This is a genomic window from Tsuneonella sp. CC-YZS046 (assembly GCF_035581365.1).
GTDB lineage: Bacteria > Pseudomonadota > Alphaproteobacteria > Sphingomonadales > Sphingomonadaceae > JAWKXU01.
The window spans coordinates 2,559,948-2,579,910 of record NZ_CP141590.1 but is presented as its reverse complement, the minus strand read 5'-3'; the positions used below and the strand labels follow the sequence as shown (position 1 = coordinate 2,579,910).

Here is a 19,963-nt window from a genome sequence, read left to right as displayed (position 1 = left end):
GAAACTCCGGCCGCCCTTCATGGCGTGCCTTCACGAGCGCGACATATGGCATTGATGCGAAACACGCCAGCCCCTTACCGGGCCGGTCGATGTGGCCGAGAGAGCAAGCGCGGTCAGGCGGGAACCCGGCCCGCCCTGGCCGCGCCGGCCATGTCCTTGGCTTCGCGGATCACTTTCCGGCTGAACAATTGCAGGGATTCCTGCGCCAGCTCGCGCGGCATCCCGCTGTAATAGAAGCACCCGGCGAGGCTCATTTCCGGTCCGATGACCTGGATGCGCTCCTCGATATTCCGAAGCACCTGCTCCGGGGTGCCGATCCCCACCTGCGCCTTGACATAGGCTTCGGCGGCCGCGTCGGCTCCGGCTTCCCGCAATGCCGCTGCCGCTTCCGCATAGGAGGCATAGCCCTTGGCCTTGTCGAAATGCTCGCCGGTCATTTCGTAATGGCGGACGACGGTATGGAAGTATTCCACCACATATTTCATCGCCAGATCGAGCGCCTCGTCCGCGCTTTCCCGGACCATGAAGAAGTCGGCCATGATGTAATGCGGGGTCTTGCCCGGATGATGCGCGCGCAGCGCCTGCGCATAGGCATCGAACAGCGGCATCATGTCGGGCAGCGGGCGATTGACGAAGCTGAGGATCTTGCCGCCAATGCGGCCCGCCATCGCGGCGGAATCCGGCGACATCCCGACCGCGCAGAAATTCTCCGTGAGTTCCGGGCGCGGAGCCGGATGGATCGGCGCGCGCGGCTGCTTGTAGTAGGGGCCGCTGCCCTCGATCGTGCCGGTTTTCAGCGCATCCAGCACCATCACCACGGCTTCGTCGAACCGATCCCGCGATTCGTCCATGTCGATGCCCAGCAGCTCATATTCCATCCGGGCCAGGCCGCGCCCGAAGCCGGGCATGCAGCGGCCGTTGCTGAGATGGTCGAGGAAGGCCAGCTTTTCGGCCGCGCGCAGGGGATCGTTCCAGGGCAGGATCACGGCGGCGAGGCACAGCTTCAGGCGCGTGGTCTTGCCGGCGAGATAGGCCAGCGGCAGGAAATTGTCCGGGCAGGCGGAATAGTCGATGTCGAAATGATGCTCCGGGGAACAGCAGGCGTCGAAGCCCAGATCCTCGAGCTGCTCCATCAGCCACAGCTCGTCCTGGACGAACTGCCGCGCCGGGCGCTGCGCGCCGGAATCCTGCCAGAGCGGGGTGTAGAAAATTTCCATGGGGACAGTCCTTCGAAATCAGCCGTTATCGCCCTTGAACACCCACCCGCGGGTGAGGATCACGATCCGCGAATCCCAGTCGAGAAAGCGGTCTTCCAGCGTTTGCAGCCGCAGGTAGTCGGCGCTTTTCAAGGCGCTCCGGGCCGCATCCTCGCTGGTGAAATGATGAATGAAGAGCAGGTCGCGATTGGACGCGGTCTGCGGGACCGCCGCCATCCCCGAATCGGCGGGCGCCTGCCGCGCGGTGGTGGTGGTAAAGCCAGCCAGCTTGCCGCCGAAATCGGGCAGGGCCAGCGTCGCGGCGGCATGATCGGCCAGCAGGCGTGCGCCATCCGCTCGCGCTTCCTCGTCCTTGAAGCTGGCGAAGGTGAACAGTTTGTGGAGGCCTTCCGGCTGCTGGTGGACCGTGCGGTCGCCCCTGACGGCGGTGGGCGGCCCGGCGAACACGCGCTGCTCGTCCGGCTTGATCTCGTTCCACATCACGTCGCGCATCGAAACCCAGGTTTCGTAGCTGGTGTAGTAGATTTCGCCCACGGCATCGAATTCGGTCGAAACGCCGGGGATGCCCGCCGGCTCCTCGACCGGATCGTTCTGGACGTAGCGCTCGACATTATCCCAGAAGGCGGGGACGCTGGCGGCGTAATCGCCATGCGAGCGCCACAGCCTCTGGAAATCGCGATAGGACATTCCGGGCTGGCGCTTCTGGAGATAGGTGTTGTGGAACTGCACAGATCCTCGCCGTTTTTGGAGCCTGGCCTCGACCCGGCGAGGCATATTCCGATATAATTTGAATCAATTCTAATTTTGTGCATCCTGTCCGTCAAGCGGCCAAATGCAGGTTTGAGATGACGGGTGATTGGCTGTATCGAGGGTGGAATGAGCAAACGCGACCAAGGCAAGCAGAATCGCAGGGATTCGATCGTCAATGCGACGAAGTCGCTGCTCCAGCTGCATGGGAGCACCGAATTCTCCATGGAGGACATCGCCGGCATTTCCGGCGTGAGCATCCAGACGATCTACAACCAGTTCGGCTCCAAATCGTCCCTGCTCTATCACATCCTGAACAATATCGTGGAGACGGTCGATACCGGGATAGAGATTCACGCCGCCGCCGATCCGATCGACGCTTTCCTGAATTCGGTCGACAGCGTCTCTTCGATCTACCTGTCCAATCCCACCCTGCATGGCGCGCTGCTGCGGCACCTGTTCGGGGTCAAGGACGAGCTGAACCGCCCCCGGTTCATGGAGATGAGCATGAGGTTCTGGCATCACGCGCTGGATGCGATCTTCGCGCGGTGGCCGGAGCGGCAGATCCTCAAGCCGGAGCTGGCCGAGGACATGCTCTATCTGACTTCCGGCGCGCTCGAAACCTGGGCGCAGGGCGATATAGACGATTGCCAGTTCCGCGCCGCCATGCGCCGGGGCGGGGCCTTGCGCCTGCTCGCGCTCGATCTCTCCGGCACGCGGGAGCGGCTGCTGCGCGAGGTGGCCGAAAGCCGGCAGGGCTGACCGCCGGGGCCGCCGCTCAGGCCAGCAGGTCGGCCCATTCCGGATGGCGGCGGAAGGCCGCCGCGACATAGCTGCATTGGGGGATGATCCTGAATCCCTGCTCCCGCGCATCCGCGATGAGCGCCTCGACCAGCTGCGCCGCGATGCCGCGTCCGCCGATCTCGGGCGGCACGATGGTGTGATCCACCAGCCGGGCATCCCCGGCCTTGCGCCAGGTCATCCGGCCGAAATACTCGCTGCCGGGCACGATCGCACGGTATTCGCCGCCATTCCCGTCGGTGTGATGGGTGATCTCGACTGTCTCGCTCATCGTCCTGCCTGTTCCCTTTCCGCGGCCAGAACCGCTTGCAGACCTTCCCGGTATGTAGGGTGGCGCGGCCGCCAGCCAAGGATTCGTTCGGCCTTGCCGTTGGCCACGCGGCGGTTCTCGGCATAGAAAGCGCGGGCCATGGGCGAAAGTCCGGCCTCGTCGAGCGACCGCAGCGGCGGCACCGGGGCGCCGGTCAGGCGGCAGGCCTCCTCGATCACGCGGTTCTGGCCGCAGGGCAGGTCATCCGCCAGATTGTAGGCGCCGGGCGGCGCGGGGCGGTCGAGCGCGGCCATGACGCCACTGGCGATGTCCTCCACATGCACCCGGCTGAAGACCTGGGCCGGCAGGTCGATCCGGTGGGCGCGGCCTTCCCGCACCCGTTTCAGCGCGCTGCGCCCCGGCCCGTAGATGCCGGGCAGGCGGAACACGCGCGCGCCCAGCTCCAGCCAGCCCGCATCGGCTTGCGCGCGGGCGGAGCGCCTGCCGCCGCCGATCTGCGCGCTTTCGTCCACCCAGGCTCCGCCGGTGTCGCCATAGACCCCGGTGGAAGAGAGATAGCCCAGCCATTTGCCGCCAAGATCCGCGCCATGCGCATCCAGCACCGGATCGCCATCCTCGCCCGGCGGCACTGACGACAGCACATGGCTGGCCCGGCGCAATGCGGATCGGATCGCGGCGGCATCGGCGAAATCCAGATTGCCGTGTCGTCCCGTCGCGTCGAGCGTCCAGCCTGACTGGCGCAGATGGGCGGCGATATGGCTCGCGGCATAGCCCAGCCCGAAAATGAACATATGCGCCATGCCGGCGTTGTAGCCACTGGACGGCCCGGCGAAAGAACCTAAGACAGGAATCCTATGGATATCGTGCAAGACCCTACCGTGCCCCAGGGAAATCCGGAGCAGGCCGACGCTGCTGCCGCTCCGCAGGCGCCGCGCATCATCCGGCGGGAGGATTATCTTCCGCCGGCCTGGCTGGTGCCCAGGGTATCGCTGGATTTCGCGCTGGGGCTGCAGCGCACCCGCGTGTCGGCCGTGCTGGAGGTCGCGCGCAATCCCGATGGCGCAAGCGATCCGGTCATTCGCCTGAATGGCGACGGCCTCACGCCGCTTTCGGTCCGGGTGGATGGCGAGCCGAACAACAGCTGGACGATGGATGGGGCGGACCTGCTCATCACCCTGCCCGGCGCGGCCCATGAAATCACGGTGGTGACGGAGATCGAGCCCGCGGCCAACAGCCAGTTGATGGGCCTCTATGCTTCCAACGGGATGCTATGCACCCAGTGCGAGGCCGAAGGCTTCCGGCGAATCGCCTTCTTTCCCGACCGTCCGGACGTGCTCAGCACCTACAGAGTGCGGATGAGCGGGGACAAGGGGCTGTTCCCGATCCTGCTGTCCAATGGCAACCTCGCCGCGTCGGGCGATCCCGGCGATGGCACGCACTGGGCCGAATGGCACGATCCCTGGCCCAAGCCGTGCTACCTCTTCGCATTGGTGGCGGGCGATCTCGTCGCCAATCGCGACAGCTTCGTCACCTGCGGCGGGCGCAGGGTCGATCTCGCCATCTGGGTGCGGGACGGCGATCTGGAACGCACCGGCCACGCCATGCAATCGCTGAAGAACAGCATGAAATGGGATGAGGAGACGTTCGGCCGCGAATATGATCTCGACACGTTCAACATCGTCGCCGTGTCCGATTTCAACATGGGCGCGATGGAGAACAAGGGCCTCAACATCTTCAACACCCGCTATGTGCTGGCCGACCCGGAAACCGCGACCGACGGCGATTACGATGCGGTGGAGAGCGTGATCGCTCACGAGTATTTCCATAACTGGTCGGGCAATCGCGTGACCTGCCGGGACTGGTTCCAGCTCAGCCTGAAGGAAGGCTTCACCGTGCTGCGCGACCAGCTGTTCAGCCAGGACATGGGCTCGGCAAGCGTGAAGCGGATCGAGGATGTGCGCATCCTGCGTTCCGCCCAGTTCCCGGAGGACAGCGGCCCGCTGGCCCATCCGATCCGGCCCGACAGCTATCAGGAAATCTCCAATTTCTACACCGCCACGGTCTACAACAAGGGCGCGGAGGTGATCCGCATGATGCGGACCATGGCCGGGCCGGACGCCTTCCGCAAAGGCTGCGACCTCTATTTCGAGCGGCATGACGGCCAGGCCGCGACCTGCGAGGATTTCATCCGCGCGATCGAGGACGGCGCGGGGCTGGATCTTTCGCAATTCCGCCTGTGGTATGCGCAGGCCGGCACTCCGAAACTCACGGTGAAGCTGGAGCATGGCGGCGGCAAGGCAGTGCTCACGCTGGCGCAGGCGGTCCCGGCGACGCCAGGGCAGGCGGAGAAGCGGCCCATGCCGATTCCCCTGCGGCTCGCCCTGTTCGACCGCGAGAGCGGAAGCCATCGGGGCGAGCAGCTGGTCGTGCTGGATGCGGAGGAGCGCGGCTACACCTTCGACGGCTTCGCGCAGCCGCCCGTGCTGTCGATCAATCGCGGCTTTTCCGCGCCGGTCGCGGTGGAGCGCCATGTCCCGGAGGCGGATCTGGTATTCCTTGCCGCCCATGACGACGATCCCTTCGCCCGCTACGAGGCGATGCAGAGCCTGGTCGTCCAGCATCTGACCGCGGTGATAGATGGCGGCGACGGCGCGAGCGGCCGCGCCGCCGTGGGCGATGCGCTGGCGGCCATCCTCGAGGACCCCGCTCTCGACGATCTGATGCGCGGCGAATTGATGATCCTGCCCGGCGAGGCCTATCTCGCCGAACAGCTGCTGATCGCCGATCCCGGTGCGATTCACGGCGCGCGCGAAGGGCTGAAGGCCTGGCTCGGCGCGAATCTGAAGGAAAGGTTCTTCGCGCTTCACCAGCGCGCCGGCGAAGCGGGCTTCGGCCGGGATGCGGCGGCGCGCGGCGCGCGCAAGATCAGGACCCAGGCCCTGGTCTATCTGGCCGCGGGCGATCCTGCCCTTGCCGCCGGCCTCGCCGCCGCCCAGTATCGCGCGGCCGACAACATGACCGACCGGCAGGGCGCGCTGATGGTGCTGGCGGGCCTCGATGCGCCGGAACGCGAGGAGTTGCTGGCCGATTTCCGCGCCCGCTATGACGGCAATGCGTTGGTCATCGACAAATGGTTCTCGATCCAGGCGGCGTCGCTTCATCCGAATGTGCTGGAGCATGTGAAGGCGCTGGCCCGGCATCCCGATTTCACGCTGAACAATCCCAACCGGGTGCGTTCGCTCTACATGGCCTTCGCCGCCAATCCCCATGCCTTCCACAGCGCCGATGGCGAAGGCTATCGCATGATCGCGGACCTGATCGTCGATCTCGATCCGATCAACGCGCAGACAGCCGCCCGTTTCGTTCCGCCGCTGGGGCGCTGGCGCCGGATCGAGCCGGCCCGCTCGGCTCTGATGCGCGCGCAGCTGGAACGCATATCCAGAGTGGACCGGCTTTCCCGCGACACCTACGAACAGGTGATGCGCAGCCTTGGCTGACATGCCCGAAGCGATCGGCGCGGCGATATTGTCCGGGCTTCCGCATGGATTTCTCACCCGGCGCGGGGGCGTTTCCAGCGGAATCGCGGCGGGCCTCAATGTCGGACTGGGATCGGGCGATGATGGGGAAGCGGTCATGGAGAATCGCCGCCGTGCGGCGCGGGCCGTCCTGCCCGGCGCGCGGTTGGTGACGGTCTATCAGGTGCATTCGCCCGATGCGGCGATCGTCGATGAACCCTGGAGCGAGGATGCCCGGCCCCGGGCCGATGCGCTCGTCACCCGGCGGCGCGGGCTGGTTCTGGGCATAGTGACGGCCGATTGCGCGCCGGTGCTGCTGGCGGATCGCGCAGCCGGGGTGGTGGGCGCGGCCCATGCCGGCTGGAAGGGCGCGCGGGGCGGCGTGATCGAATCGGCGGTGGCCGCGATGGAGGCGCTGGGGGCGCGGCGCGACGGGATCGTGGCCGCGATCGGGCCTTGCATCGCGCAGGCGAGCTACGAGGTGGGGCAGGATTTCCGCGAGCGGTTCGGGCCGGGCGACCAAGAGTTCTTCGCTCCGGGGCGGGCGGGTCATTACCAGTTCGACCTCGAGGGATTCGTCGCCCGGCGCCTTGCCGACGCGGGGGTTGGCGGCGTGGAGCGGCTCGGGCTGGATACCTATGCGGACGAGGAAAGGTTCTTCTCCTATCGCCGCGCGACGCATCGCGGAGAAGGGAATTACGGACGTCAATTCTCGCTGATCGGGCTTGCGGCATGAACTTGGCCCGAATGCGCCAAAAAGCCTGTTGGCAATCGGCCACCTTGCGTCTATCAGCCCGCCCAAGTCGGCATCGGCGAGGGTAAACCCGTGCCGATCATTGCATTGGGGGGCACCTCCGGGCGCGACTGTTTAGATTTTTCCGGCTTCGCCCGTCGTTCAGGCGGGGCAGAACCGGCAGTGCAAGGCAGGGCTGATGGCAGAAAATACTGGCACCGCAACCGCCGAGGGACTCGCGGAACTGGCGGGCGAAGGCGTAAGGCGGCGTGATTTCATCAATATCGCGGCGGTAAGCGCGGCGGGTGTCGGCGGTATCGCCACCCTGATCCCGCTGATCAGCCAGATGTCTCCATCGGCCGATGTGCTGGCCGAGAGCACGGTTGAAATGGATATTTCCTCGATCCAGCCGGGACAGGCGATCAAGGGCATTTTCCGCAAGCAGCCGGTGTTCATCCGCAATCTGACCCCGAAGGAAATCTCGGAGGCCAATGCCGTGCCGGCTTCCTCCCTGCGCGATCCCCAGACCCTGGCGGAACGCACCAAGGAAGGGCGCGAGAACTGGCTGATAACGATGGGCGTCTGCACCCATCTCGGCTGCGTTCCGCTCGGCGCGGGCGAAGGCGAGCCGAAGGGTGAATTCGGCGGCTATTTCTGCCCCTGCCACGGTTCGCACTACGATACGGCCGCGCGCATCCGCAAAGGTCCGGCGCCGCTGAACCTGGAGGTGCCGGAATATGAATTCACTTCCGACACCGTCGTGAAGATCGGCTGAGGCAAGGAATAGAGCAATGAGCTTCCCCTGGGCGAACCATTACGAGCCGAAACAGCCGCTGATGAAGTGGCTGGATGAAAAGCTTCCCCTGCCGCGTCTGGTCTACAATGCGGTCGGCGCGGGCTATCCGGTGCCGCGCAACCTCAACTATTTCTGGAACTTCGGCGTTCTCGCCGGGTTCTGCCTCGCGCTGCAGATCGTCACCGGCATCATCCTGGCGATGCATTATGCGCCCAACGCGCTGGTGGCCTTCGGTTCGACCGAGCACATCATGCGCGACGTGAACTGGGGCTGGCTGATGCGCTATGCGCACGCCAATGGCGCCAGCGCCTTCTTCGTTGTGGTCTATCTCCACATTTTCCGCGGCCTCTACTACAGTTCCTACAAGGCCCCGCGCGAGATGGTCTGGCTGTTGGGCGTGGTGATCTTCCTGCTGATGATGGCCACGGCTTTCATGGGCTACGTCCTTCCCTGGGGCCAGATGAGCTTCTGGGGCGCCAAGGTCATCACCGGCCTGTTCGGCGCGATCCCGCTGGTGGGCGAGCCGCTCCAGATCTGGCTGCTGGGCGGCTTCGCTCCGGACAACGCCGCTCTCAACCGCTTCTTCTCGCTGCACTTCCTGCTGCCCTTCGTGATCGCCGGCGTGGTGATCCTGCACATCTGGGCGCTCCACATTCCCGGTTCCTCGAACCCGACCGGCGTGGAAGTGAAGAGCGAAAGCGACACCGTGCCGTTCCACCCCTATTACACGGCGAAGGACGGTTTCGGCCTGGGCATCTTCCTGATCCTCTACTGCCTGATGCTGTTCTTCCTGCCGAACGCGCTGGGCCACCCGGACAACTACATTCCGGCCAACCCGATGAGCACCCCGGCGCATATCGTTCCGGAATGGTATTTCTGGCCATTCTACGCGATCCTGCGCGCCTTCACCGCGGATTTCTTCATCATCCCGGCAAAGCTGATGGGCGTGCTGGCCATGTTCGCCTCGATCCTGGTGTGGTTCCTGCTGCCCTGGCTCGACACCTCGCCGGTGCGCTCGGGCAACTACCGTCCGCTGTTCCGCAAGTTCTTCTGGTTCGGCCTGCTGCCCTGCGTGGCTGTTCTCGGCTATTGCGGCGGCGCTGCGGCGGAAGAGCCCTATGTGATGATCAGCCAGATCGCGACGGCCTATTACTTCCTTCACTTCTTGGTGGTCCTTCCGATCGTCTCGATGGTGGAACGGCCCGAACCGCTGCCCTTCTCGATCACCGAAGCGGTGCTGGGTTCGGACGAGAAGGCCCAGCTTGCCCCGACAACCGAGTGAACAGAGCTGAGAGAAAGTATCTGATATGATTCGCCTTATCGGTATCCTCGCCGGCCTGTTCTTCACGGTCGCTGTCCTGTGGGCCTTCGGCAATGGCGCTTACACCGCCATCACGGAACCGGCCGCGCCTACGGCCGAGCACGAGTTCCACAAGCATCCCCGGGAGCTGAGCCTTGCCAGCGATGGCCCCTTCGGCCGTTTCGACAAGCAGCAGCTTCAGCGTGGCCTCCAGGTATACAAGGAAGTCTGCTCCGCTTGTCACTCGCTGCACTTCGTCGCATTCCGCGATCTTGCCGCGCTTGGCTATAACGAACCGGAGATCAAGGCGATCGCCGCCGGTTTCCAGGTTCCGGGCGTCGATCCGAACACGGGCGAGGCGAATACGCGCCCCGGCCTGTCGACCGACTATTTCCCGAATCCCTATCCGAACGACATTGCCGCACGCGCCGCGAACAACAATGCGGTGCCGCCGGATCTCTCGCTGATGACCAAGGCGCGCCACGATGGCGGCGCCTATGTCTATTCGCTCCTGACCGGCTATCAGAAGCAGCCGGCGGAATTGCTCAAGAAATTCCCGGATGTGAAGACCCCGGAAGGGCTGCACTACAATCCCTATTTCGCCAATTTGAACCTTGCGATGGCTCCGCCGCTGACCAGCGAAGGCCAGGTCAGCTATGGCGACGGGACCAAGGCGACGGTCGATCAGATGGCGAAGGACGTGGCCGCGTTCCTCGTCTGGACCGCCGAGCCCAAGCTGGACAAGCGCAAGCAGACCGGCTGGCCGGTGCTCGGCTTCCTGATCTTCGCGACCGTGCTGGCCTATCTCGCCAAGCAGCAGGTCTGGGCCGACAAGAAGGTCAAGAAGGGCTGAGTCAGCAGGCCTGACGGTCATCTGTACGATGCGGTTACAACGCCCCTCCATCCCAGCGATGCGAGGGGCGTTTTCCTTGGGAGGCGCATATGACCGCCGATGAGATCAAGGCGCTGATCCGCACCATCCCGGATTTTCCGCGCCCCGGCATCCTGTTTCGCGACATCACCAGCCTGATCGCCGACGGGCCGGGCTTGCGTGGGGCGGTGGACGCGCTGGCTGCGCGGGCGCAAGGGACGGATGCCGAACTGATTGCGGGCGTGGAAGCGCGCGGCTTCATCTTCGGCGCGGCGGTCGCGGCCCGGCTGGGCGTGGGGTTCCTGCCGGTGCGCAAGCGCGGCAAGCTGCCGGTGGCGACGGTCGGGATCGATTATGCGCTCGAATACGGGACGGACCGGCTTGAAATCGACCCTTCGATGATCGGGCGGGATCAGGCCGTGCTGCTGGTGGACGATCTCATCGCCACGGGCGGAACGGCGCTGGCGGCATCGCGCCTGTTGCGCGAGGCCGGCGCCCGGGTCGAGCATGCGCTGTTCGTGATCGACCTGCCCGACCTCGGCGGCGCGGATCGCCTGCGCGGCGAAGCCATCAGGGCCGAAGCGCTGGTGGATTACCCCGGCCACTGACGGCAGGTTCCGCAGGCGCCGCCGCCCGCTGCGGAGGCATCTGCCGCCGGCTCCCCCTCTCCCTGCAAGACCGGGCGACGCGCGCGTGATCCTGGCGGTCGCCCTGCGGTTCGACGCCATGGCTCTGCTTTGGCGCATTGCAGAGGGATGGCAGATTTGCCCCAACTGTCATGGCATTGCCTGCATTCCATCACGGCATTGTCTTGCTGAAGCGCTACAGCGCAGCGGCAAGTGTGGTGGATTTGAAATACGCCTCATCCTTCGGCTGACACGGGAACGTGTTTCAAATCCGAAACCGCACTGGAATCATAGTGTTGCCAGGATCGCGGAGGAACCAGGTGGGGCCAGCAGGGCGAGTAACCCCGGTGCGGCGATGTGCGCTGATCCTTGGCCTGTTGGCCGCGCTCCCCCAGCAAGGCCAGGCGGCCGATGAAGCCCTTGTCTATGCCGCGCCCGAGCGGGCGATCGAGGCGGTGGAGGCGCGGCAGGGCGTCGCGTCCGATGGCCGCTATATCTATGCCGTCGATAACAGCACGATCGGCAAATATGCCATTGCGACCGGGACGCGCGTGGCGGGCTTCGCGGGCGACGCGGAAAAATTTCCGCATCTCAACAGCTGCACGCTGGCGCGGGATGAGCTGGTTTGCGCGTCGTCCAACTATCCGGCGCTGCCCTTCCGCAACACCGTGGAGTTCTTCGATCCCCAAACCATGGAGCATGTGAGATCGGCGGACTTTCCGGCCGAGCCAGGCTCCCTGACCGTGCTGGATTGGCACGATGGGCGGTGGTGGGCCTTTTTCGCGAATTACGACGGCAAGGGCGGCGCGCCTGGAAAGGATCACCGCCATACCGTCTTTGCGCGCCTGAACCCGGATTTCTCCGTCGCCGAGCAATGGACCCTGCCGGACAGCGTCCTGAAGCGGCTGGCCCCCTCCAGCATCTCGGGCGCAAGCTGGAATGGCGACGGGCTGCTCTATGCGAGCGGCCATGACAAGCCGGAACTCTATATCCTGGCATTGCCCGAAAGCGGGACGGTTCTCCGCCACGTGGGGACAATCGCCGTGGCATCCTATGGGCAGGCGGTGGATTTCGATCCCGCCGAGCAGCGGCTGCTCTGGTCGATCGACCGCAAGAAACGCGTGGCCTTCGCCACGCGATTGCCCGCCGCGGGGGAGGCAAGGCGATGAGGGGGCTTTTTTCCTATCGCCGCGCGCCCCGGTGGCTGCTCTCGCTGGCGGTGTTCACCGGCGGCGCGGCCTGGGCCGACACGCTGCATGGGCCGGACATACCGGCGATGCCGATGCGGAATGCCGTCGCCTCCGCCGATCTTTCGGTGCTGACCTACAATGTCAAAGGCTTGCCATGGCCCGCCGCGTGGGACCGGCCCTCGGCCCTCAGGCAGATTTCCAGCCGGCTCGCGCTGATGCGGCAGGAACGCACCCATCCGCGCGTGATCGTATTGCAGGAAGCCTTTACGGATGAGGCGAAAGCGCTGGGGGATGCGGCGGGATACCCCTATCAGGTGCTCGGCCCCTATCTCCGGCAGGGCGGCGAAGCGCCCGCCGCGCCAGGGCAAGCCGCTTCGCGCGAACGGCGCTGGTATCTTGGCGAGACGCAGGGCACCCCCCTCGACAGCGGATTGATGATCCTTTCGGATTATCCGGTGATCTCGGTAACGCGGGAAAGCTTTCCGGACGGGAACTGCGCGGGCTTCGATTGCCTTGCCGCCAAAGGCGTCCTGCTGGTTCGGCTCGAGCTTCCGCAAGGCGGCCAGGTGGAAGTGCTCACCACGCATTTCAACAGCCGCGGCGCCTCCAAGGCCCCGAGGAAAGACAGCCAGGCCGCCTATGAATCGCAGGCCCGCTTTCTTGCCGCATTCGTGCGGCGCCATCACGATCCGCGCCTTCCGCTGGTGATCGCGGGGGACTTCAACATGGGGCAGCGCCCGCAGCGCATCGCCACGCTTTTCGGTGAGCTGGAAAGCCTCTCCCGGAACGGCGGCGGAGTGCGCGAGGCATTGCGGGCCCGGCTCGATTCCGGCGATCCGGAGCTGCTGGATTCCGAGGATGCGGCGACCATCTATCGCCGTGCGCGCGATATGCAGTTCATGCTGGACGGCTATCGCGGCGGGATACATGCGGTGGCCAGCCATATTCCTTTCGGCACCGAGCCTGACGGCTCCACCCTGTCCGACCATCTGGGTTTCACGATCTATTATCGCATTTCCGGTCCGGCCGCTTCCTGAGGCCCGCCGGTCTGTCCGCGACCCAAGGGAAGCGCGGCGGCGGCATCGCGCATGAACTGGCGATTCGTCCCGTGCTGGATTTCAGGGGGCCGGATTTCAGGCGCAGTCGCTCGCGGGCAAGCCCTCGCGGCTTTTCCTTCCCGCTCCGGCAAAGCCCGCGAAAGCCAGCAGGCTGCCAGCAAGGACGCAGGCGGCGGCGCCGGCAAGGCCGGCCTGGCCGATCGCGAAGGGCAGCAGCGCCAGCGCGAGGCCCGCGGGGACCATGCGGATGAAAAGCGCCAGGGAAACCCGCCCCTGCGCGATCAGCAGTGCTTCCCCGCTGGCGGCCGCCATTTCGAATGCCGCGCCCGCGGCCAGCAGGACCATGGCCACGTAAGCGAAGCCATAGGCGGGGCCGGCCACCATGCCGAGCGCCCATTGCCCGAGCAGGGCGGTGGCGGCGACGGTCGCCAGCCCAACCGCGCCCGACCACCAGGTCATCCGTCTGGCCAGGCCATGCGCCTCGTCGCCCGAGCGGACCAGCTCCGGATAAATCGCCCGGGACACCGCTTGCGCGAGTTTGAGCATTCCGAAGCCGAGCTGCGCGGCCACGCGAAACCCTCCCGCGAGCACGGGGCCGCCGATCGCTCCGACCAGAACCAGCAGGATCTGCCTGCTGGCGACCGACAGGCTTCCCGAAAGATTGGTGGCCCACACGAAGGGCCAGGGCGAGCCGTCCTGGAAAGAAGCGCCGCGCAGGCCGATTGCCGAAAGGCGGGGGCGTTCCTCCCGCGCCGCGAAGAACCAGTAGGCGGATGTGCTCGCCAGTTCTCCCAGCGCCCATACCAGCAGAAATCCGGTCACGGTGGGCATCAGCCAGGCCGCCAGCCCGGCGCCGATTGCCCGAACCACCGGGGTTGCGCTCTCCGCGATCGCGGCAAGGCCATAGCGGTCATGCAGGCGCAGGATGCCGGTGGGGGTGGAACGGATCGTCAGCAGCGACACCAGGCAAAAACCCAGCGCGATGAAGCAGAGGTTTCGAGGCAGCCCGATCCATGCGGGGGCCAGCCAGATGAGGATGGCCGAGAATATCGTTCCGGCCGCTATGCTGATGCCGTCGAGAGCCAGCGCGAAGCCCAGCGCGTCGCCCGCGGCGCCGTGCCTTGCGCCGTGCCGCACGATCAGCTGCCAGGTCTGGAAGGTCGCCAGCCCGGTGATCGCCTGCCCCAACCCGACGATGATCGCGAAATAGCCGAAATCGGTGAGGCCCAGGCTGCGCGTCGCCAATGCGAGGTAAAGCAGGCTGAGCAGGGCATTGACGCCGCGCCCGCCCAGCAGCCAGCCCATATTGCGCAAGACGCGCCGCATCAGTTCCGCTCGTGTCGCTTCACGGTCGCTGCGTCAGGCTACTATCGGCCGCTGGGCCGCTTCGAGCACCTGTGCGATCTGGCCGAAGTCCCGGCGAAACCGTTCCGCCAATACCGTGCCGTCCAGATCCGAAAGGCTGAAGATCAGCGGCATCGAAAGGCTCAGCCGCATGGTTCCGGCCCAGTCCCCGTCGTGGCCGCGCACGCATTTGACCGGCTGCCCCAGGCGCAGCCCGCGCGCCGCGAGAACGCGGTGCCAGCGCTGCGCGACCGCGAAATTGGGTGCGCCGGGCAGGCTCGAAAGGTCGAGCGTGGCCAGCGTCGAGAGGTGCAGCGCATCGCTTGCCAGCGCAGGGCTTACGAGGCTTACGCCGAGCCGGTCGGCCAGATCGGATACAGCGGCCATGAAATGGGTGATGACGTGCTTGCGGCTCGCCAGCGTAATCCGCTGGAATCGCTCGAGTTCGAACAGCGCGGCTTCGAGCCGCAGCCACAATCCGGGATTGGAACCATGCGGAAGATGCGCGCAGCACGCCCAGTCCACCGGCCATTCCCCCCGGCGGAATATCGTCGCAAGCCCCGGCGCCAGCGCCGTTTCGGGCCGCAAGCCGGCGGGAATCAGGGCGATGCCGGAAAAGGGCGGGCCGCCCATGAACTTGGACCCGGTCAGCAGCACGATCGCCCCGCGCGCGAGATAGGCGTGGATCGCGTCGGCTTCGAGGCGGGCCTGGCAGGCATCGACGACGAGCGAAAGATTGTCCGGGTGGCGAGCGATCAAGGCGTCGATTCCGGCGATATCGGGCAGCACCAGCCCGGTCTTCGAGCCATGGACCACATGCAGCAATATATGGGATCGGCGGCGGGCCGGATCGCGGGCGATCGCGTCGATCTCGGCGACCGCCTCGGCGGTCAGCAGCGGCTTTCCGTTTGCGTGGCGGACAGGGACATTGCGAATCTCCGTTTCGCCGAACCCGTCGACCGGCGCGCCTTTCGTGGTTTTGGCGCATAGTGCCGTCTGGTTCGCGAAATAACGCCCGCCAGCGGCCAGCCCGCAGCCGCTGCCCACCTCCTCCATGCCCAGCAGGATATTCACCACCGGCCGCGCGCTGCGCGCCGATGCTATGGCCAGCGCCACGAATTCCAGATCGGTGCCGGACGGGGCGAAGGCGATCTCCGTGCCCTGAGGCAAGGCAAGCATATGCTTCAGCCGCGCCCGCATGGCCTCGAGCGCTTCCGCGTAGGCCGACGCATCGGACAGGCTGGCGGCGGAGCGGCCGGCCACCATATCGTCCAGATGGTGAAAGGCATCGAGCGAAATATCGTTTGCGGTGGACGAGGAATAGCCGAGCGTGGAGCGCGGGAAGGGCGATGCGCCGTAAATATTGGTATTGCCGCCGCGTGGAACGGAAATTCGCTGATCTCCCCCCGACGCGAGCATCAGCGATACGAAGTTGGCGCTGCTCATGTAAGCTCCCGCTCTTTGCAGGAGAGCGATTACTTCGGCTCCGCGTCGATTGAATGACAATTGCCCCGCAACCTTAACAGCGGTGTCACAGAGTTGGGCGATATGCGGCGCTGTGCTGAATCAATCTCTCCAGTTTGGCCCTCTCCAGAAGGCCCGCATCCCGGCCGAGGCGCGCGAGCGCATCCGCATCCTGTTCATCGCCAAGCATGTCTTCTGGCAGGGCGGCCTGCATCACGAGGATGGCAATCATGCCCTGTATCATCGCGAGATCCGCGATGTGCTGCAGGGGCTGGGGCTGAACCTCTCGCTGGCCGACAGCTACGAGGCCCTGTTCGCCGATCCCGGCTGCGATTTCGTGTTCCCGCTGCTCAATCGCGGGGGCTTCCTCAATTCCGAGATGCTGCTGCCCTTGCTCGCGACGCGGCTCGGCATACCCTTCCTGGGGGCCAGCCCGATTCTGCGGGGCCTGTCGGACGACAAGCATCTGACCAAGCTGGAAGCCAGGTCGCGCGGGGTTCCGACCGCGCCCTGGGCGATCTACCGCCGGGGCGGGATCGTCGATCCGGCGGCCTGTCCGCAGGCCGAGCGGCTGGTCATCAAGCCGAACGCTTCCTCCGCGAGCTGGGGGGTCCGGGATGCGACGGATTGGGGCGGCGCCCGCCGCGCGATCCAGGAGATCCATGACGAAGGGCATGACGCCATCGTCGAGCCGTTCCTTGACGGCAGCGACATCGAAGTCCCCGTCATCATGTGCGGCGGCCTTCCCTCGATCATGCCGATGATGCTGTTCGAGCAGGCCGACCCGGCCCATCTGCGCACCTATTCCGAAAAGCGCGATCTGGTGGAACGCGAGGATAAATACAGGCTGGTCGCCTTCGAGGACGAGCGCTTTTCCCCAGCCCTGATCGAATATACGCGGCGGATGGCGGGTGTCTTCTTTCCGTTCGATTACGGCCGGTTCGAGTTCCGGTTCGACGAGCGGAAGGGGGAACTGCACTTCCTCGAGGTCAATCTGAACTGCAACCTGTGGTCGGAAAAGGTGTTCGGCCGCGCGGCCGAGCGCATGGGCTGGACTCATGCCGATCTGATAGAAGCGATCCTGTGCGAGAGCCTGGCCCGTCATGGATTGCTCGAGACGATGGAAGCAATAGCGGCCTGATATGGACATGCGGAATTTGAGAGTGATCGTGCTCGCCGCCGAACGGAAGGGCGTGGTCAACCCGTTGGCGGAGCGCTTCGGCACCAGCCACAAATGCCTGATTCCCCTCCAGCGGCAACCGTTGATCGCCCATGTGCTGGAAACGCTGCTTGCCCACCCCAGGGTGGCGTCGATCGTGATCTCGATCGAGCAGGAGGCGATCGCCGGGGTGCGCGCGGTCCTGCCGCTGCCGGAACCGGGCAAGCCCGAGATCGGTTTTGCGGTCGCGGCCGACAATATCGCCGATAGCGTCATCCTCGCCGCGCAGGGGCACCAGGGCCCGCTGCTGATTACCACCGCCGACAATGCCCTGCTCCGGCCGGGTTCGGTCGATGCCATCTATTCCGCATTGCTGGCCAACGACGTCGCGCTGGCCATGGCCCGCCGCGAAACCGTGCTGGCCGCGCATCCGGAGGGGCAGCGCCGGTTCTATCGCTTTCGCGACGACCAGTATTCCAACTGCAATCTCTACGGGCTTGCCGGAAACGCCGCGCTGGGCGCGGCGGAAATATTTCGCGGCGGCGGGCAGTTCGCCCGGAATGCGAGACGGATCGTGGATGCATTCGGGCTGATCAATCTGCTGCTGCTGCGTGCCCGCCTGATTACGTTGAGTGCCGGATTGCGCCGGATATCGCAACGGTTCGGGCTGTCCATCGCGCCTGTCATCCTCGACGATGGCAGCCAGGCGATCGATGTGGACAACGACCGGACCTATGCGATCGTCCAGCAATTGCTGGAATTCCGCTCCGCCCCGGCTGCTCCTGCGCCATGCCGAGAGGCAGCCTAGGTCCTGATCCTGGGTCCTGATTCCGGGGATCGTGCGCCATGGCAGGGGTATGCTCCTGATGCGGGAATGCATCCGGGGCTTTATGCCGTCGCCGGTTGCCTCTAGGATCAGGACTATGCGGGGATTTCGGAACGGGCGGCTAGGGAGCGCGGCGGTATCGGTTCTGATGCTGTCGGCTTGCGCGGGCGGCGGCTTCCGGCCCGTGAGCGATACGCCGGTCAGGATCGGTCCGCCCTACACCATACGCGGCGCGACCTATGTGCCCGCCGCCGCGCCGTCCTATGACGCGCTGGGCTATGCGAGCTGGTATGGGAATGAATCCGGCAATCGCACCGCCAATGGCGAGCATTTCCGCCCCGGCTGGATCACGGCCGCGCATACGACCCTGCCGCTGCCGACCTATGTCGAAGTGACGGCGCTCGACAGCGGGCGCCGGATCATCGTGCGCGTCAACGACCGGGGGCCGTTCGTTCAGGGAAGGCGGATCATCGACCTGTCGCGCGGCGCGGCGGAACGGCTCGGCATGAAGGCGCAGGGCCATGCGCCGGTGCGGGTCCGCCGCGTGGAACCTTCCGAGCAGGATCGCAAGCGCCTGCGCGAAGGCAAGCCCGCGCGCGACTTGCCGCCGGTTCCGGAACGCGAACTGCAGCAGCTCCGGGCGCAGTTGCCGGCTGCCGGCAAGTAGGAGGCGGCTTCCCGCGCGGATGAATTTTTCCGGGAGGGAATAAATCTCTTCCTGACGCGTATGCTTCATATGGTTGTCGGGAAATGGTTTGGTAATCGCACGGTCGAGCATGTGCCCGCAATGCGGCGCTATGCCTGCACCCTGGTGGGCGACGAACAGGCCGACGACCTCGTTCATGAGGCGCTGACCCGCGCCTATGCCTCTCATCGCAGCTTCCGGCAGGACGGCAACCTGGGAAGCTGGCTGCTCGCCATTGTCCATAATTGCTTCGTCAGCGGATGGCGCAAGCGCCAGGTCGAGGGCGCCGGGATCGAGCATCTCAGGCATCATGCGCCCGTGCATATGCCGCCGGGCCAGGAGCACGCGGTGCAGCTGGGCGAACTGGCCAGAGCCATCGAACAATTGCCGCTGGACCAGCGTTCCGCCTTTCACCTCGTGGTGGTGGAAGACCTCTCCTACGAAATGGCCGCCTCGATCCTGCACGTTCCCGTGGGGACGATCATGTCCCGCCTGAGCCGGGCGCGCGCGGCGCTGCGCAGAGCGATCGAAGGCCGTCCGCCGTCACTCCGGGTTGTGGAGGGAAAGAATGGCTGATCCTGACCGGGCGATAACCGAAGTCGACCTTTGCGCCTTCGTCGACGGACAGCTCGATGCCGCGCGCTGCATCGAAGTGGAGGATTATCTGTCCCGCAATCCCGAAGCGGCGGCGGCGGTCATGGCGGATATGCGCAGCCGCGACGCGATCCGCCTTGCCTTGCGCGATGCGGGGCAGCCCCGCGCCGATCTGCTGGATCTGGCCCGTCAACTCGACCGGCGGCTGGGGATCACCCGCTTGCGCGCTCTGATGCCCAGGGTTTCCTTCGCGGCGCTGGCATTGATCTGCGCCTGGCTGGCGTCGGACGAGATATTGGAGGCGATCGCGCCGCCCAGCCAGGCTGCGGTCCCGACCTTCGCGGATGAAGCGCTCGAAGCGCACGATACGGCGCGATTGCGGCAATCGATGGAATCCGAAGCGAAGAATCCGCTTATCGACAGTGTCGGAATCCGCAATGCCACCAGCATAACCTTCCCCCGGGCGTCGCCTGACTGGCGGGTTCTCGATGCCCGGCTGGTGCCCTCCGACCATGGAACCGGGGTCGAGATTTCCTTCGATCCGGGCAGCGGATCACCCCTGACGTTCTTCGCCGTCCACACCCCTGACAAGGCGCCTTTCAACCCCGAGGCGGTCTCTGTCGGAACCGATGCGGTGGCCTATTGGCGCCGTGGTTCCGTCGGATACGCTCTGACCGGAAGCCTTCCTCCGGCTGAACTCGATCGCCTGGCCGAAGACCTCGCCGACAATCCGACGGACTGAGTTTCTTCCGCGCAACAAAGCGAT

The 19,963-nt window shown here is 65.5% G+C and carries 20 protein-coding genes; 14 read left to right on the top strand and 6 right to left on the bottom strand.

Annotated elements, in window-relative coordinates; genetic code table 11:
• Positions 1 to 113 precede the first annotated feature (113 nt).
• Together U8326_RS12635 and U8326_RS12630 are read right to left on the bottom strand one after the other, a co-directional pair.
• Positions 114 to 1,217, bottom strand: a complete 1,104-nt coding sequence (locus tag U8326_RS12635) for an LLM class flavin-dependent oxidoreductase (protein ID WP_324740706.1) — start codon at positions 1,215 to 1,217, stop codon at positions 114 to 116.
• Positions 1,218 to 1,235: 18 nt separating this feature from the next.
• Positions 1,236 to 1,946 carry an EthD domain-containing protein gene (locus tag U8326_RS12630; RefSeq protein ID WP_324740705.1) on the bottom strand — a complete coding sequence of 237 codons (711 nt, stop codon included), beginning with the start codon at positions 1,944 to 1,946 and terminating at the stop codon, positions 1,236 to 1,238.
• Positions 1,947 to 2,093: 147 nt separating this feature from the next.
• Between U8326_RS12630 and U8326_RS12625 the strand changes: the two genes are divergently transcribed.
• Positions 2,094 to 2,726 (top strand): TetR/AcrR family transcriptional regulator, encoded by a 633-nt coding sequence (locus U8326_RS12625; RefSeq protein WP_324740702.1) that lies wholly within the window; start codon positions 2,094 to 2,096, stop codon positions 2,724 to 2,726.
• A gap of 16 nt (positions 2,727 to 2,742) precedes the next feature.
• Here the strand turns inward: U8326_RS12625 and U8326_RS12620 are convergent, their stop codons facing one another.
• Both U8326_RS12620 and U8326_RS12615 read right to left on the bottom strand, forming a co-directional pair.
• Positions 2,743 to 3,036, bottom strand: a complete 294-nt coding sequence (locus tag U8326_RS12620; protein ID WP_324740701.1) for a GNAT family N-acetyltransferase — start codon at positions 3,034 to 3,036, stop codon at positions 2,743 to 2,745.
• Complete coding sequence (locus U8326_RS12615) at positions 3,033 to 3,836, bottom strand: SDR family NAD(P)-dependent oxidoreductase (RefSeq protein WP_324740699.1); 804 nt, start codon at positions 3,834 to 3,836, stop codon at positions 3,033 to 3,035. The genes U8326_RS12620 and U8326_RS12615 overlap by 4 nt, the downstream gene beginning before the upstream one ends.
• A gap of 54 nt (positions 3,837 to 3,890) precedes the next feature.
• Between U8326_RS12615 and pepN the strand changes: the two genes are divergently transcribed.
• The 8 genes from pepN to U8326_RS12575 all read left to right on the top strand — a co-directional run bounded on the left by pepN (position 3,891) and on the right by U8326_RS12575 (position 13,104).
• Positions 3,891 to 6,533, top strand: a complete 2,643-nt coding sequence (gene pepN, locus U8326_RS12610; protein ID WP_324740697.1) for an aminopeptidase N — start codon at positions 3,891 to 3,893, stop codon at positions 6,531 to 6,533.
• A gap of 1 nt (position 6,534) precedes the next feature.
• Complete coding sequence (pgeF, locus tag U8326_RS12605; protein WP_324743608.1) at positions 6,535 to 7,287, top strand: peptidoglycan editing factor PgeF; 753 nt, start codon at positions 6,535 to 6,537, stop codon at positions 7,285 to 7,287.
• Positions 7,288 to 7,483: 196 nt separating this feature from the next.
• Positions 7,484 to 8,059 carry a ubiquinol-cytochrome c reductase iron-sulfur subunit gene (gene petA, locus U8326_RS12600; RefSeq protein ID WP_324740695.1) on the top strand — a complete coding sequence of 192 codons (576 nt, stop codon included), beginning with the start codon at positions 7,484 to 7,486 and terminating at the stop codon, positions 8,057 to 8,059.
• 16 nt (positions 8,060 to 8,075) lie between these two features.
• Positions 8,076 to 9,362 (top strand): cytochrome b/b6, encoded by a 1,287-nt coding sequence (locus U8326_RS12595; protein WP_324740693.1) that lies wholly within the window; start codon positions 8,076 to 8,078, stop codon positions 9,360 to 9,362.
• Positions 9,363 to 9,387: 25 nt separating this feature from the next.
• Entirely contained in the window at positions 9,388 to 10,233 is an 846-nt protein-coding gene (locus U8326_RS12590; protein WP_324740691.1) for a cytochrome c1, read from the top strand.
• Between the two features lie 89 nt (positions 10,234 to 10,322).
• Positions 10,323 to 10,859 (top strand): adenine phosphoribosyltransferase, encoded by a 537-nt coding sequence (locus U8326_RS12585; protein ID WP_324740690.1) that lies wholly within the window; start codon positions 10,323 to 10,325, stop codon positions 10,857 to 10,859.
• A 395-nt stretch (positions 10,860 to 11,254) separates the two neighbouring features.
• Positions 11,255 to 12,046 (top strand): hypothetical protein, encoded by a 792-nt coding sequence (locus tag U8326_RS12580; RefSeq protein ID WP_324740687.1) that lies wholly within the window; start codon positions 11,255 to 11,257, stop codon positions 12,044 to 12,046.
• Entirely contained in the window at positions 12,043 to 13,104 is a 1,062-nt protein-coding gene (locus U8326_RS12575; RefSeq protein ID WP_324740684.1) for an endonuclease/exonuclease/phosphatase family protein, read from the top strand. Before U8326_RS12580 ends, U8326_RS12575 begins: the two co-directional genes overlap by 4 nt.
• 96 nt (positions 13,105 to 13,200) lie before the next feature.
• Here the strand turns inward: U8326_RS12575 and U8326_RS12570 are convergent, their stop codons facing one another.
• Entirely contained in the window at positions 13,201 to 14,451 is a 1,251-nt protein-coding gene (locus U8326_RS12570) for a lipopolysaccharide biosynthesis protein (RefSeq protein ID WP_324740683.1), read from the bottom strand.
• Positions 14,452 to 14,484: 33 nt separating this feature from the next.
• Positions 14,485 to 15,915 (bottom strand): hypothetical protein, encoded by a 1,431-nt coding sequence (locus U8326_RS12565; protein ID WP_324740681.1) that lies wholly within the window; start codon positions 15,913 to 15,915, stop codon positions 14,485 to 14,487.
• A 112-nt stretch (positions 15,916 to 16,027) separates the two neighbouring features.
• Here U8326_RS12565 and U8326_RS12560 point away from each other — a divergent pair, with 112 nt between their 5' ends.
• The 5 genes from U8326_RS12560 to U8326_RS12540 all read left to right on the top strand — a co-directional run bounded on the left by U8326_RS12560 (position 16,028) and on the right by U8326_RS12540 (position 19,939).
• The gene (locus tag U8326_RS12560) at positions 16,028 to 17,074 is read left to right on the top strand and encodes a phosphoribosylglycinamide synthetase (protein WP_324740679.1); all 1,047 of its coding nucleotides are present in this window, start codon (positions 16,028 to 16,030) and stop codon (positions 17,072 to 17,074) included.
• A gap of 7 nt (positions 17,075 to 17,081) precedes the next feature.
• Positions 17,082 to 17,900 carry an NTP transferase domain-containing protein gene (locus U8326_RS12555; RefSeq protein ID WP_324740677.1) on the top strand — a complete coding sequence of 273 codons (819 nt, stop codon included), beginning with the start codon at positions 17,082 to 17,084 and terminating at the stop codon, positions 17,898 to 17,900.
• A gap of 115 nt (positions 17,901 to 18,015) precedes the next feature.
• On the top strand, positions 18,016 to 18,585 hold the full coding sequence (locus tag U8326_RS12550) for a septal ring lytic transglycosylase RlpA family protein (protein WP_324740675.1): 570 nt from the start codon (positions 18,016 to 18,018) through the stop codon (positions 18,583 to 18,585).
• 60 nt (positions 18,586 to 18,645) lie between these two features.
• A complete protein-coding gene (locus U8326_RS12545; protein ID WP_324740673.1) occupies positions 18,646 to 19,179 on the top strand; it encodes a sigma-70 family RNA polymerase sigma factor in 534 nt (177 codons plus the stop codon).
• Positions 19,172 to 19,939 carry a hypothetical protein gene (locus tag U8326_RS12540; protein ID WP_324740671.1) on the top strand — a complete coding sequence of 256 codons (768 nt, stop codon included), beginning with the start codon at positions 19,172 to 19,174 and terminating at the stop codon, positions 19,937 to 19,939. The genes U8326_RS12545 and U8326_RS12540 overlap by 8 nt, the downstream gene beginning before the upstream one ends.
• Positions 19,940 to 19,963: the final 24 nt, after the last annotated feature.

Coding starts and splice junctions, on each gene's coding strand:
- U8326_RS12635 (WP_324740706.1), bottom strand. CDS start 1,217: ATGGAAATTTTCTACACCCCGCTCTGGCAGGATTCCGGCGCGCAGCGC.
- U8326_RS12625 (WP_324740702.1), top strand. CDS start 2,094: ATGAGCAAACGCGACCAAGGCAAGCAGAATCGCAGGGATTCGATCGTC.
- U8326_RS12620 (WP_324740701.1), bottom strand. CDS start 3,036: ATGAGCGAGACAGTCGAGATCACCCATCACACCGACGGGAATGGCGGC.
- U8326_RS12615 (WP_324740699.1), bottom strand. CDS start 3,836: ATGGCGCATATGTTCATTTTCGGGCTGGGCTATGCCGCGAGCCATATC.
- pepN (WP_324740697.1), top strand. CDS start 3,891: ATGGATATCGTGCAAGACCCTACCGTGCCCCAGGGAAATCCGGAGCAG.
- pgeF (WP_324743608.1), top strand. CDS start 6,535: ATGCCCGAAGCGATCGGCGCGGCGATATTGTCCGGGCTTCCGCATGGA.
- petA (WP_324740695.1), top strand. CDS start 7,484: ATGGCAGAAAATACTGGCACCGCAACCGCCGAGGGACTCGCGGAACTG.
- U8326_RS12595 (WP_324740693.1), top strand. CDS start 8,076: ATGAGCTTCCCCTGGGCGAACCATTACGAGCCGAAACAGCCGCTGATG.
- U8326_RS12590 (WP_324740691.1), top strand. CDS start 9,388: ATGATTCGCCTTATCGGTATCCTCGCCGGCCTGTTCTTCACGGTCGCT.
- U8326_RS12585 (WP_324740690.1), top strand. CDS start 10,323: ATGACCGCCGATGAGATCAAGGCGCTGATCCGCACCATCCCGGATTTT.
- U8326_RS12575 (WP_324740684.1), top strand. CDS start 12,043: ATGAGGGGGCTTTTTTCCTATCGCCGCGCGCCCCGGTGGCTGCTCTCG.
- U8326_RS12570 (WP_324740683.1), bottom strand. CDS start 14,451: ATGCGGCGCGTCTTGCGCAATATGGGCTGGCTGCTGGGCGGGCGCGGC.
- U8326_RS12565 (WP_324740681.1), bottom strand. CDS start 15,915: ATGAGCAGCGCCAACTTCGTATCGCTGATGCTCGCGTCGGGGGGAGAT.
- U8326_RS12555 (WP_324740677.1), top strand. CDS start 17,082: ATGCGGAATTTGAGAGTGATCGTGCTCGCCGCCGAACGGAAGGGCGTG.
- U8326_RS12550 (WP_324740675.1), top strand. CDS start 18,016: ATGCGGGGATTTCGGAACGGGCGGCTAGGGAGCGCGGCGGTATCGGTT.
- U8326_RS12545 (WP_324740673.1), top strand. CDS start 18,646: ATGCTTCATATGGTTGTCGGGAAATGGTTTGGTAATCGCACGGTCGAG.
- U8326_RS12540 (WP_324740671.1), top strand. CDS start 19,172: ATGGCTGATCCTGACCGGGCGATAACCGAAGTCGACCTTTGCGCCTTC.